Annotated in this window: 12 protein-coding genes; all 12 read left to right on the forward strand. The window is 43.8% G+C overall.

All coding sequences use genetic code 11. The annotated features are described in order from the left end of the window. Positions 1-73 precede the first annotated feature (73 nt). The 12 genes from QFZ81_RS13435 (at position 74) to QFZ81_RS13490 (ending at position 13,463) form a co-directional block, all read left to right on the forward strand. Positions 74-1,126 (forward strand): polysaccharide deacetylase family protein, encoded by a 1,053-nt coding sequence (locus QFZ81_RS13435; protein WP_307603041.1) that lies wholly within the window; start codon positions 74-76, stop codon positions 1,124-1,126. A gap of 106 nt (positions 1,127-1,232) precedes the next feature. Beyond that, complete coding sequence (locus QFZ81_RS13440; protein ID WP_307443455.1) at positions 1,233-2,489, forward strand: M16 family metallopeptidase; 1,257 nt, start codon at positions 1,233-1,235, stop codon at positions 2,487-2,489. Then, positions 2,476-2,931, forward strand: a complete 456-nt coding sequence (gene dut / locus QFZ81_RS13445) for a dUTP diphosphatase (protein WP_307443453.1) — start codon at positions 2,476-2,478, stop codon at positions 2,929-2,931. Before QFZ81_RS13440 ends, dut begins: the two co-directional genes overlap by 14 nt. A 158-nt stretch (positions 2,932-3,089) precedes the next feature. Further along, positions 3,090-3,989: a dipicolinate synthase subunit DpsA gene (gene dpsA, locus QFZ81_RS13450; RefSeq protein ID WP_307443452.1), complete on the forward strand. Its 900-nt coding sequence runs from the start codon at positions 3,090-3,092 to the stop codon at positions 3,987-3,989. Continuing rightward, entirely contained in the window at positions 3,986-4,579 is a 594-nt protein-coding gene (locus QFZ81_RS13455) for a dipicolinate synthase subunit B (protein WP_047672942.1), read from the forward strand. Before dpsA ends, QFZ81_RS13455 begins: the two co-directional genes overlap by 4 nt. 36 nt (positions 4,580-4,615) lie before the next feature. Beyond that, positions 4,616-5,653 (forward strand): aspartate-semialdehyde dehydrogenase, encoded by a 1,038-nt coding sequence (locus QFZ81_RS13460; RefSeq protein ID WP_307603043.1) that lies wholly within the window; start codon positions 4,616-4,618, stop codon positions 5,651-5,653. A gap of 51 nt (positions 5,654-5,704) precedes the next feature. Next, complete coding sequence (dapG, locus tag QFZ81_RS13465) at positions 5,705-6,922, forward strand: aspartate kinase (RefSeq protein WP_307443449.1); 1,218 nt, start codon at positions 5,705-5,707, stop codon at positions 6,920-6,922. 27 nt (positions 6,923-6,949) lie between these two features. Continuing rightward, a complete protein-coding gene (gene dapA / locus QFZ81_RS13470) occupies positions 6,950-7,813 on the forward strand; it encodes a 4-hydroxy-tetrahydrodipicolinate synthase (RefSeq protein ID WP_307443447.1) in 864 nt (287 codons plus the stop codon). 170 nt (positions 7,814-7,983) lie between these two features. Beyond that, positions 7,984-9,660: a ribonuclease J gene (locus tag QFZ81_RS13475; RefSeq protein ID WP_307443445.1), complete on the forward strand. Its 1,677-nt coding sequence runs from the start codon at positions 7,984-7,986 to the stop codon at positions 9,658-9,660. A gap of 218 nt (positions 9,661-9,878) precedes the next feature. Beyond that, positions 9,879-10,613 (forward strand): ClpP family protease, encoded by a 735-nt coding sequence (locus QFZ81_RS13480; RefSeq protein WP_307443444.1) that lies wholly within the window; start codon positions 9,879-9,881, stop codon positions 10,611-10,613. After that, positions 10,610-10,849, forward strand: coding sequence for a YlzJ-like family protein (locus tag QFZ81_RS13485; RefSeq protein ID WP_171688227.1), 240 nt, complete (start codon positions 10,610-10,612; stop codon positions 10,847-10,849). The genes QFZ81_RS13480 and QFZ81_RS13485 overlap by 4 nt, the downstream gene beginning before the upstream one ends. Before the next feature lie 64 nt (positions 10,850-10,913). Then, a complete protein-coding gene (locus QFZ81_RS13490; protein WP_307443443.1) occupies positions 10,914-13,463 on the forward strand; it encodes a DNA translocase FtsK in 2,550 nt (849 codons plus the stop codon). The last annotated feature ends 4 nt before the right edge of the window (positions 13,464-13,467 follow it).

A 13,467-nucleotide genomic window follows, 5' to 3' on the forward strand; every position in this document is an offset into this window, starting at 1 on the left:
CCAGGACATGCCTCGTTCTACTCTTGTCCTTTCCTGCATAAAATCAGGAAATATGGAAGGGGGAGATCTGTGTATGCTCCACAAAAAATGGCTTCTTCTTGGAAGTTTTTTTGCTATGGTTCTGCTTACATTGGATGCAATCCCTAGCGTAGGAACTTACATTCATGCAGTGAAAAATAATCAAAACACGTATCTAGCAGATTCCAATTGGAGGGATGAAGAAGCACTCCCTGTCTTTGCCTCTGCGACTTTAAATTCAACCGAACTAAAGAAGTCAAAGCATAGCATTTTACTAGAAACGATCATGAAAGAAGCTGAAAAACGAAAGATTGCCCCTATTAATGCCAAAATCGATCCCGTTTGGAAAGCTATACCCGGTTACAATGGATTGGAAGTCGATATTGAGGAGACGCTCAAGCTAGCAGAGCATCACTTAACGCCGAATAAAATTAATTATGTAATGAAAGAAGTGCAGCCTAGTATTCAATTGAACGATCTCGGTCCGAATCCAATTTATAAAGGGAATCCCAAGAAGCCAATGGTTTCTTTCATGATCAATGTTGCTTGGGGAAATGAGTATTTATCTAGTATGCTAGACACTCTCCGCAAAGAAAATGTACATGCGACTTTCTTTCTGGATGGCTCGTGGTTGAAGAAGAACGTAGAAATGGCCAAAAAGATCCAAAGCGAAGGGCATGAATTGTCTAATCACGCTTATTCGCACAAGGATATGAGAAGTATAACTCGCAGTAAAGCTGTTGAGGAAATTTCTAAAACAGAGGATTTGTTGAAACAGCAGATTGGTGTGAAGAACATACTGTTTGCGCCTCCGTCGGGTTATTTTAACCAAGAAACGATTCAAGTAGCATCGGAGTTCAACCTGCAAACGGTCCTTTGGACTTTCGATACGTTAGATTGGAAAAATCCAGGGGCTGAGCGAATCCTCCAGCGGTTATCGACAAGTGTCGAGCCTGGATCACTTATCTTGATGCATCCAACGACCTCATCCAAGGAAGCACTGCAAGGTATGATTCGTATCATTAAAAATAAAGGATTGATGATTGGTACCGTATCTGAGCTTTTATCCTCTAGACGTGTTGCTGAAGCGGGTCAAATCGCGAATTAATCGATGAATCAGCTGGAAAGTTGAGTCGTTGGCACATTTTTGTTAGACTGAGTAAGTATAATTGGGGAAAAGGACTTTAGGTGCTACAATTCGAGGAGGAACCTTGGTGATCAAATATCGCTTACATAATGGCTTGAGAGTCGTCATGGAACAAATTCCTACGTTTCGATCGGTAACGTTCGGGATTTGGGTGAAGACGGGCTCGCGTAATGAGTCTCAAGATAATAACGGCATTTCGCATTTTATTGAACACATGTTGTTCAAGGGGACAGAGCGCCATTCAGCCAAAGATATCGCGGAGATATTTGATGGAATCGGAGGAAATGTGAATGCATTCACCTCCAAAGAGTATACATGCTATTACGCGAAGGTTCTCGATGATCATTTGCCTCTTGCCATGGATATGCTTTCGGACATGTTTTTCCATTCTGCATTTGATGAGAGTGAGTTAGAAAAAGAGAAGAACGTCATTTATGAAGAAATCTCTATGTATGAAGATACACCGGACGATTTGGTTCATGATTTATTGGCCAAAGCTTCTTATGGCTCACATCCGCTAGGGTATACGATCCTCGGAACTCAGGACAATTTATCGAAAATGAAATCCGAAGATCTACGTAACTATATGAAGCAATACTATAATACGGAAAATACAGTTCTTAGTATTGCTGGCAATATTGATGATAGTGTGCGCGAGCTTATTGAGAAGCATTTCGGTGAATTCGCTCAAACGGGCGTGGAAACAAGTTATGATGCACCAGATTTCCTTGGAGAACTGATTTTCCATGCGAAAAAAACGGAGCAAAACCACATCTGTCTATCGCTTCCAGGTCTATCGCTCCAAGAAGAGAATCTATATCCGATGGTACTGCTGAATAATGCCATTGGCGGTGGAATGAGTTCTAGATTGTTCCAGGAAATTCGGGAGAAACGCGGGCTTGCTTATTCCGTTTATTCGTATCACTCCTCGCATATCGACAGCGGTATGTTCACGATTTATACAGGCACAGCACCGAAGCAGACGGAAGAAGTGCTCAAAGTGACTATGGAGCTGCTGCATGATATTGCGGTGAATGGAATGACAGATTCTGAGCTAAAGAAAGGAAAGGAGCAGCTGAAAGGCAGCTTGATTCTTAGTTTGGAGAGTACCAGCAGCCGTATGAACCGATTTGGAAAAAATGAGCTGATGACTGGTAAGCATTACAGTCTCGACGAAATGATCGAGCGAATTGAAAGCGTTCAGATGGAGAACATTCGTCTATTGACGAAAACGCTATTCGGGGCACCTTTTTCTCTGTCAATGGTGGGAAATTCGGATGATGTAATTAACGGCTTCAGGAGGGATCAGCTTGTCTCTCTATAACTTTGATGTTCAAATTAAACGGGTATCCGGACAGGAAGATATTCTTCTGCCTCAGAAAATGTCCGCCGCTGCCAGCGGCTTCGATCTTCATGCTGCTGTGAGCGAGCCGGTAGTTCTAGGTCCGGGTGAGCGTCAACTTATCTCTACAGGCTTTGCACTTAGTATGCCACCTGAGCTTGAAGCTCAGATCCGACCACGGAGCGGGCTCGCCTACAAGCATGGCATCACAACACTGAATTCACCGGGTACGATTGATGCCGACTACCGCGGGGAAGTGAAAGTGCTGCTGATTAATCATGGGACGGAGCCGTTCACCATTCGGCGGAATGAGCGAATTGCACAGATGGTATTCCAGCTTGTACCACAGATCCAGCTCAATGAGGTTTCGGAATTAACGGAGACGGAGCGAGGATCAGGCGGTTTCGGTCATACAGGACGGTAATAAATCTACTGCACACGTAAGCATAAAATGCCTGAACCCCTTTCAATTGAAGGGGTTCTTTTTGTTTTCCAAGGAACTGAGTACGGAAAGTCACCCATCCTTAGGCGAACGCATACTATAACTTATCGAAACGGACCGAGAAAGGGGTGTAAGCGAGAATGCTCACTGGGATTTCGGTTGCTATTATGGGTGGAGACGCCCGGCAGCTTGAAGTAATTCAGAAATTTACTGAACTTGATGCTACGGTGACATTAATCGGCTTTGACAATTTAGGGAGACAATTTAGCGGTGTTTCAAATGCTAGACTCGATCCCGTGCTGTTTCAAACCGTTGATGTACTTATTTTACCTGCTGTAGGTACGGATGATTCGGGACAAGTGGAATCTATATTCTCGAGTGAAGAGATGAGACTGACTGACGATCTTATGTCTTCACTGCCAAAGCATGCCAAAGTGTATACAGGAATGGCCAAAAGCTTTCTAAAAAAGCTTTGTGCGGCAAATGGGATTGAGGTAGTGGAGTTATTCGAGCGTGATGATATTGCGATTTATAACTCCATTCCGACAGCCGAGGGAGCGCTGATGATGGCGATCCAGAATACCGATATTACCATCCACGGTTCAGTTAGTATGGTTTTAGGTTTTGGTCGTACAGGTTTTACAATGGCCAAAACTTTGCAGGGATTAGGGGCAACCGTGAAGGTTGGCGTGAGGAAACCGGAGCATTTTGCAAGGGCGTGGGAGATGGGTTTTCAGCCTTTTTATACAAAGGACTTGTACCCGGAAGTGGGGAATATTGACTTGCTTTTTAACACAATTCCGACTATGATAGTCACAGCGCAAGTTATTACTAATATCCCACATCGCGCGCTTATCATCGATTTGGCTTCTAAACCTGGCGGAACGGACTTCCGATTTGCCGAGAAAAGAGGCATCAAAGCGATGCTAGCGCCCGGTTTACCTGGCATCGTCGCCCCCAAAACAGCTGGCCGCATCATGGCAAACACACTCAGTCAGCTGATCGTGGAAGACTTCAAAGACAGGAGCGATGTGGAATGAATTGGCAAGGGAAAACAGTCGGATATGCTTTAACTGGTTCTCACTGTACGTTGGAAGAAGTCATGCCTCAGATTAAGAGATTTGTAGATGCAGGTGCTCGTGTCATTCCGATTGTATCGAATACAGTCATGACTACCGACACACGTTTCGGCAATGCAGCTGATTGGCAGCAACAGATAAAGGATATAACAGGTAACGAAATTATATCTACAATTGTGGCCGCTGAGCCTCTAGGTCCATCCAAGCTGCTTGATGTGATGGTTATTGCGCCATGCACAGGGAACACGACTAGTAAGCTAGCAAACGCGATGACAGAGAGTCCAGTACTTATGGCTGCAAAAGCGCAAATGAGAAATTTGCGGCCGCTAGTTTTAGCCATTTCGACCAATGATGGGCTGGGTTTGAACGCGATGAATATCGCTAAGCTTCTCATTACCAAAAACATTTATTTTGTACCCTATGGTCAAGATGCACCTGGAGCGAAACCAAATTCGTTGGTAGCTCGGATGGACTTGATTATGGAAGCCTGTGAAGCTGCTCTTGAAGGTAAGCAATTGCAGCCCATGATTATTGAGAGATTTCAATACTAATTCATATATAACATCTTGAAGGGGAGAGTCCAGCTCATGTCGAACCAGAAACTTTTTAACGTTGCAGTCGTAGGCGCTACAGGCGCAGTAGGAGAACAAATTATCCGTCTATTGGATGAACGGAATTTCCCCATCAAGGAATTGAAATTACTTTCTTCCGCTCGTTCAGCGGGCGTAAAGCTTTCTTTCAAAGGTCAAGAAGTAACTGTTCAAGAAGCGACGCCAGAAAGTTTTCAAGGCGTTGATATTGCTTTATTTAGTGCTGGAGGCGATGTTACGAAGGCATTAGCTCCTCACGCGGTTAAGGCGGGTACGATCTGTATCGACAATACGAGTGCATACCGCATGGATCCTGAAACACCACTAGTAGTACCTGAAGTAAACGTAGAGAAAATTAACGAGCACAAAGGCATTATTGCAAATCCGAATTGTTCCACGATCCAAATGGTAGCTGCACTTAAGCCTTTATATGATCGCTACGGGATTTCCCGTATCATTGTATCAACGTACCAAGCTGTTTCTGGAGCTGGTGCTAAAGCGATTAACGAAATGTTGAGGCAATCGAAAGAAGTGCTTGAAGGGAATGATGCGAAGCCGGATATTTTGCCGGTTGGTTCTTTGCCAGTGAAACATCAGATTGCCTTCAATGCGATTCCGCAAATTGATAAATTCCTCGATAACGGTTTTACGAATGAAGAAATGAAAATGATTCTTGAAACGAAAAAAATTATGGGCGATGAGTCCATTGAAGTTACAGCTACATGTGTTCGTATTCCGGTTGTTTATGGACACTCTGAGTCTGTCTATGTTGAATTAAAAGAAGATTTCGACGTAGAAGAAGTGAAGACGTTACTTGCTAATGCCCCTGGTATTGTTCTTGTTGACAATCCGGCTGAGCAGCAATATCCACTAGCTACAGATGCAGCGGGTAAGTTGGAAACTTTCGTTGGTCGTGTACGCCGTGATTTGAGCAATCCGAAAGCGCTAAATATGTGGATTGTTTCTGACAACCTGCTAAAAGGCGCTGCATGGAATGCCGTACAAATTGCTGAATATATTGCTATAGAACAATAATCAGCAAGTAGAACTGCGTTAATCATCATGCAGTGAATATGGGGGAAACTCATGCGAATCCTTGTACAAAAATTTGGAGGCACTTCGCTTTCCACCGCTAATGCCAGAGAACACGTTATTGGACACATTCAAGACGCACTTATCAATCATTATAAATTAGTTGTTGTTGTATCCGCGATGGGAAGAAAAGGAGAACCCTATGCGACTGACACGCTCTTAGACCTCGTTCGAAAAAACGGGGAGGGGCTGCCAGCGCGGGAACTCGATATGCTAATGGGCTGCGGAGAGTTAATTTCTGCGGTACATTTGTGTAGCTTATTACAAGCAACAGGTATTAACTCTACGGTTTTGACAGGTGGGCAAGCTGGTATTCTTACGAATGATGTTCACGGTAATGCCCAGATAATAGCTATGCAGCCCAACCGGATCCTTGAATTGTTGGAGCAAGATAGGGTAGTCATTGTTACCGGATTTCAAGGTAAAACAAGTCAAGACGAACTGACAACATTAGGTCGCGGGGGTAGTGATACATCGGCTACTGCTCTTGGTGCTGCTCTTAAAGCTGAAATTGTAGATATTTTCACAGATGTGAACGGGATATTGACAGCGGATCCACGGATCGTTGAGGATGCTAAACCGCTAGTTCGCGTAAGTTTCGCTGAAATCTGCAATATGGCACATAATGGTGCTAAGGTTATACATCCACGCGCGGTAGAAGTTGCCATGCAGGCTAATATTCCGATTCGTGTGCGATCTACGTTTTCCAAAGAAGAAGGAACGTTGGTTACAGCTTCAGACAGTATCCCTACGGATATTAGTCAAGTGAAGGATCGATTCGTTACGGGAATTGCCCATTTTACGAACATTACTCAAATTCATGTTGCTGCGGTTGAAGGTCAATTCGATCTTCAGCTTCGTGTATTTAAAACGATGGCACTGCATCAGATTAGTGTTGATTTTATAAATGTCAATCCATCGGGTGTCGTTTATACGGTGTTCGATCATGAAGCAGAACGCGCTCTCAAACTGCTCAGAGGTCAAGGTTATGATCCTAAGGCTGTGAGTGGATGTGCGAAAGTTTCTGTGATCGGCGGCGGTATGAACGGAGTGCCAGGAATTATGGCGCATATTGTTGAGGCATTAACGGTAGAGGACATACGTATCCTTCAATCAGCCGATTCAAATACAACGATTTGGGTGCTTGTCCATGGTGTTGATATGATTAAATCTGTTAGGGCACTACATCATAAGTTCAATTTGTATAAGTGAAAATGTGAGATTGAGGAGGTATAACTTTTGGATTTTGGAAGAGTAATTACAGCTATGGTCACTCCGTTTGATGAGAACTTACAAGTGAACTGGGAGCAAGTGGAACCATTAATTAACTATTTGATCGAAGAGCAGCAGTCCGATAGCCTTGTTATTTGTGGCACGACTGGTGAGGCACCAACATTAACAGATGATGAGAAGCTGAAGCTTATCGAACTATCTGTTCGTTATGCTGGGGGGCGCTGCAAGATCATTGCAGGTACAGGAAGTAATGACACTGCACACACCATTCATTTTTCCCAAAAAGTTGAAAAACTTGGAGTCGATGCGTTACTGATCGTAGCTCCTTATTATAACCGCCCTTCCCAAGAAGGGTTGTACCAGCATTTTAAAGCAGTAGCTGAGTCTGTTCAGGTATCGATTATGCTTTATAATGTACCGGGACGCACAGGTGTGAATTTGGATGCGGAGACAACTATTCGTCTATCCCAAATTTCGAATATCGTGGCTACCAAAGATTGCGCTAACACGGATCAATTGACACGTATACTTAATGATGCAGCCCCTAATTTCCATGTGTACAGTGGGGATGACAGCAGTGCGCTGCCTGCTCTAGCGGTTGGATGTCAGGGAATTATTAGTGTTGCTAGTCATGTGATTGGAAAAGAAATGCAATCTATGATAAAGTATTATTTAGAAGGTAACACTCAGCAAGCGGCAGAACTTCATCGTAAGCTTCATCCTGTTTTTACTGGCATTTTCCGTGTACCGAGTCCTGCTCCAATTAAGCATGCTCTAGCATTGAAAGGCATTCAAACTGGAGGCGTAAGACTTCCGTTAGTTCGTGTATCCGAGCAAGAAGGACAATTCATCCAATCACTTTTTGTATGATAACGCCTAATGAATCGGTGCTTCCGGCATCGGTTTTCTTTTTTTGGGGAATCTAAAGTAATAGGTATTAACTTGTATTTGTTGTTTTTTTTCATGTATAATGGTTGCAAGTGACTAGTTCGGTTTTTTCATTTAAAATTCGTCGTCCAATCTTAGAAGGAGGTATATTCTTGTCCAAAAAAAATATTGATAAACTTTTGATCTTCGCTCTTGGCGGCGTGGGCGAAATCGGAAAAAATATGTATTGCGTTCAGTATGCGAACGATATCATCGTCATTGATAGTGGTTTGAAATTTCCAGAGGAGGACATGCTTGGAATCGACATCGTCATTCCAGATATTGGATACCTAACGGAGAATCGGGATAAAGTACGCGGCATTATCATCACACACGGCCACGAAGATCATATTGGCGGCTTACCTTATGTGCTTAAGCATCTTAACGTTCCACTTTATGCTACTAAGCTTACAATGGGACTTATCGAAGCAAAGCTGAAGGAAGCAAATTTACTTGGTACTACGAACCGGATCCTCATTAATTCGGAATCCGTTCTATCCTTAGGCGTTCTTACAGCAACATTCTTCAAAACCAATCATAGTATTCCTGATTCTGTGGGTGTCGCTTTAGATACACCAGAAGGTGTTGTTGTTCATACAGGAGACTTTAAGTTCGATCAAACTCCTGTAAATGATCAATATGCGGATTTGCATCGTATGGCAGAGATTGGGAAGAAAGGCGTACTTGCCTTGCTTTCCGACAGCACAAATGCAGAACGTCCTGGTTACACAGGTTCTGAGCGCAGTGTTGGGGTTGAGATTGAAGAAGTGTTCCGTAAAGCTAAGCAAAGAGTTGTTATTGCGACATTTGCATCCAACATTCACCGTGTTCAACAGGTGTTTGATGCAGCCGCAGCAACAAATCGCAAAGTAACAGTAATCGGTCGCAGTATGGTTAACGTGGTTTCGATCGCTAGCGAGTTAGGGTACTTGCACATTCCGGATGGCATGTTAATTGAGCCAGAGGAAGTTAACAAACTTGCCGCTGATCGCGTTGTCATTCTTTCCACAGGAAGCCAGGGAGAGCCAATGTCGGCTCTTACAAGAATGGCACGTTCAACCCATCGTAAAATCGATATTTTACCAGGTGATACTGTCATTATTGCGGCAACTCCAATTCCGGGGAATGAGCGTTATGTAGGCCGTACCGTAGATGAGTTATTCCGTATTGGTGCTAATGTGATTTACGGTCCAGGTTCTGTTACTGGCGTACACGTATCAGGTCACGGTAGCCAAGAAGAATTGAAGTTAATGCTCAATCTTATGAAGCCTAAGTACTTTATTCCGATTCATGGCGAATATCGCATGCTGCGTCAACATGCCATCCTAGCCGAGTCTGTCGGCATTCCTAAAGAAGATATATTTATGTGCGATATCGGTGACACGGTAGAAATTCAAAATGGTGTTGCTCGCAAAGGATCTAAAGTTCAAAGCGGCAACATTCTTATTGATGGACTGGGTGTTGGAGATGTAGGCAACATCGTGTTGCGTGACCGTAAATTACTGTCTCAGGACGGTATCCTTGTGGTCGTAGTTACACTCAGCAAACAAGATGGCAAAATTTTATCTGGACCAGATATTATTTCTCGCGGATTCGTATATGTACGTGAATCTGAGGGTCTCTTGGAAGAAGCTAATCGTATCGTAACGAATACATTAACGAAATTAATGAATGAAAATGTAAATGAGTGGGCATCTTTAAAAACAAACGTGAAAGATGTTCTCGGACGCTTTTTATATGAACAAACCAGAAGAAGACCGATGATCCTTCCTATAATCATGGAAGTCTAGGCTCGAACAAGTCACTTGAACCTATGCAATAGTAAAGCTCTCTCCATCACTGGAGGGAGCTTTTTTTCTTGTAGTTAGTGGGGGCTAATGCATGAAAGTACGCAAATTTATTCATACTATGGGAGATTATGAACAGTACATGCAAAGTTTGCTAGCACAATGCTGTTTAAGCTTACAAAGCTGTTTTCGCAAAAATAAAACTCGAAGGGGGATTTTCAGTGGCAGCACCCACAGGACCGAAACAACAAGAACCGGAAACGGAAGAAGGTAAGAAAAACGCAGTCCTCGAAAACATTCAACAGTTAGGTCAAACTAATACGCTTTCTGGCGAATCTAATATTTTCTGTCTCACCATTATTGGGCAAGTGGAAGGACATATCGTTCTCCCTCCCCAGAATAAAACGACCAAATATGAGCACCTAATTCCTCAATTAGTCGCCGCAGAGCAGAATCCTAAGATTGAAGGCGTTATGATTATTTTAAATACGGTAGGGGGAGATGTAGAAGCAGGGCTAGCCATTGCAGAGATGGTCGCAACACTATCGAAGCCTTCCATTGCTTTGGTATTAGGTGGCGGGCACAGTATAGGTGTACCCATAGCAGTTTCAGCTGACTACTCGATTATTGCCGAAACGGCAACGATGACGATTCACCCCATTCGTTTAAATGGTTTAATTATTGGAGTCCCACAAACATTTGAATATTTGGATAAAATGCAGGAACGTGTTGTGCGGTTTGTTACGAAGCACTCTAATGTAACGGAAGAAAAGTTTAAAGAGTTAATGTTTAAGACCGGTGAGTTAACAAGGGATATTGGGACAACAGTCATTGGTATAGACGCTGTTAAATATGGCCTGATAGATCAAGTGGGTGGTATCGGAGATGCAATCCGAGAGCTTAATCAGCGTATAGAGATCAAGAAAGCAGCAGCGAACGGAGGCATCGTACAATGATACATTACTCCGTTATTCCCATGGATGTGATTTTTGAAGGAATGGAGACTTATGAACCCAAATTTATCGAGATCGATCAGGGTGGAGTCAAAATGCAAATTGAACCGATTAGTGGCTTTCAGGCACGTATTGTCAGGCTGTTTAGCTGTAATCCGCAGGATTATTTAAACAATCAATATGCCCCTGGAACTATTATTTCATATAGTCCTGTAGTTGAGGCAACTTTAACTTTCTAGTGTGCTCTTCCTGTATCATCCCCCAAGTCAAATATGGTATAATGTGGACTTGGGGGTGGCAAGCGTGGCGAAACGCAAGAAAAAAGGTAAGGCTCTAAAAACAAGCTTGTTATTCGAGTTATATGGTATTCTCATTCTAATCTTCTCCGTCATTGCGCTTGCTCATCAAGGGCATGTCGGGAATTCGTTGATTTACCTTTTTCGATTTTTTGTGGGAACGTGGTATTCACTTATACCGCTGATTTTCATATATGTGGCCTTATATGCGATGATTAAGAGAGCATGGCCACAGATGGTTACGCCCAAGAAAGCAGGCATACTGCTTTTCATTCTTGGACTACTAATAAAAAATCATATTGATTTGTTTGCTCAATTATATCCTGATGGCGGTTTCACGTCTGGTAAAGTCATCGGATCAACATGGAATGCTATGTTAGATGGTCTGCATCCAACAGAAGCAGGCAAAGCGGCACTCGAACATGGTATTGGCGGCGGAATGATTGGCGCTATGCTATATAGTGTCCTTTACTTTCTGTTCGATTATTTGGGCGCAAGATTAATCCAATATGCCCTGTTTGTCATGGGTTTTATTCTGGCAACAGGCATTTCTTACGTAGACATTGGTAATATCGTGAAGGGTCGTTTCAGTAATGTAGGCCAAAATTTTAAGGATAGAATGAAAGAGTGGCTGCAGGATCGCGAAACACGTCAGCCCCAAACAGTCTCCGCAGGTGCTAGTGCACCTAAGGCGAAGAAATCCTCATATGTTCCTGTTGATGATGAATTCGATGAGGAGGTTTTTCAGCCTGTTAAACGGGCGAAGAAGACACCTCTTTTTATGGAGCTGCTTCGTCCTAATAAGGAAAATCGGAAAAAGGCGGAAGTCGAGAATAATTCAAATGCAGATGATTTAAATGATTTAGGTGCAGCAGATGAAACCGAGCAAGTTCTTTATAAGTCAAGCGCGAAGCAAGCTGCTGAATCAGATTCACCATCCACAGATCAACCAATCACACCTATTATTCGTGATTTTCAGGAGCAAGTTTTTCAAGAAGCTCAGCAGGCTGTCAAACATCCTGCAGCTTCCTCTACAGCGCCGGTCTCTAAAGTTCAGGGAGCAGGGGCTGTTGACACGGATGAGGAACCAGTTACGCTAGAATTTGAAGAGAATGTGCCGATTGTGCAAACACGGCCATATGAGATGCCTTCCCTTGAATTATTAGCTAAGCCTGCTGTTGGCAAAGGCAGTGAGATGGCCGACTATAAAGCGAATGCAAGGAAGCTCGAAGCCACCTTGGAGAGCTTTGGGGTTCGCGCCAAGGTGCTGGAGGTCGTCAGAGGCCCTGCCGTGACACGCTATGAGATACAGCCCGACGTGGGTGTGAAGGTCAGCCGAATCGTCTCCTTGACCGATGATATCGCGTTGGCGCTTGCCGCCAAGGATATTCGGATGGAAGCGCCGATTCCTGGTAAAGCTGCGATCGGCATAGAGGTGCCGAATCTGGAGGTTTCAATCGTGACCATGCGTGAAGTCATGGAAACATCCGCTTTTCAAGAATCCAGCTCGCGGCTATCCGTTGTACTTGGGCGTGATATTTCTGGACAACCAATCGTCGGAAATTTGGCGAGAATGCCTCACCTACTTGTAGCTGGAGCCACCGGTTCAGGAAAATCCGTGTGTATTAATGGGATTATTACGAGCATTTTGTATAAAGCAAAGCCTAATGAAGTGAAGTTTCTTATGATCGATCCGAAGATGGTTGAATTGAATGTCTACAATGGGATCCCACATCTACTGGCACCAGTTGTAACTGATCCTCGACGAGCTTCGTTAGCACTAAAGAAGGTCGTCGTTGAGATGGAAAAGCGTTATGAACTATTCTCGAAAAGCGGAACGCGAAATATTGAGGGCTACAATGCCATGTTGACAGAAAGCGGTACAGCAGTCCCTCTGCCATATTACGTAGTTATTGTGGACGAGTTAGCCGATTTAATGATGGTTGCTGCTAATGATGTGGAAGATTCTATCACACGCCTTGCTCAAATGGCCCGCGCAGCAGGTATTCATTTAATTATTGCTACACAACGACCATCCGTTGATGTTATTACGGGCGTGATTAAAGCCAATATTCCATCTCGTATTGCGTTTGGTGTTTCGTCTCAAGTGGACTCAAGGACCATTTTGGACATGGTCGGAGCCGAGAAGCTGTTAGGTCGAGGCGATATGCTTTATTTGCCAGTAGGCGCGTCCAAGCCTGTTCGTATTCAGGGTGCCTTTTTATCTGACCAAGAGGTTGAACATGTGGTTGGCTTTGTACGCACGCAGGAGCAGGCGAATTACCAAGAAGAAATGGTCCCGCATGTGGAAGAAATGCCGGAACAGCAAAATGAATTTGAAGACGAGCTGTACGACCAGGCTGTTCAAATTGTATTGGAAGCCAAGCAAGCCTCTGTTTCCCTGCTGCAACGACGTATGAGAGTCGGTTATACACGTGCGGCAAGGCTGGTTGACTCTATGGAAGCCAAAGGGGTCGTCGGTCCGTACGAAGGCAGTAAGCCTCGAGAGGTGCTGATGTCGATTGAACAATACCATCATAATCGGATCAGTTCCTAGTTAA

The sequence above is a fragment of the Paenibacillus sp. V4I9 genome, assembly GCF_030817295.1.
GTDB lineage: Bacteria > Bacillota > Bacilli > Paenibacillales > NBRC-103111 > Paenibacillus_E.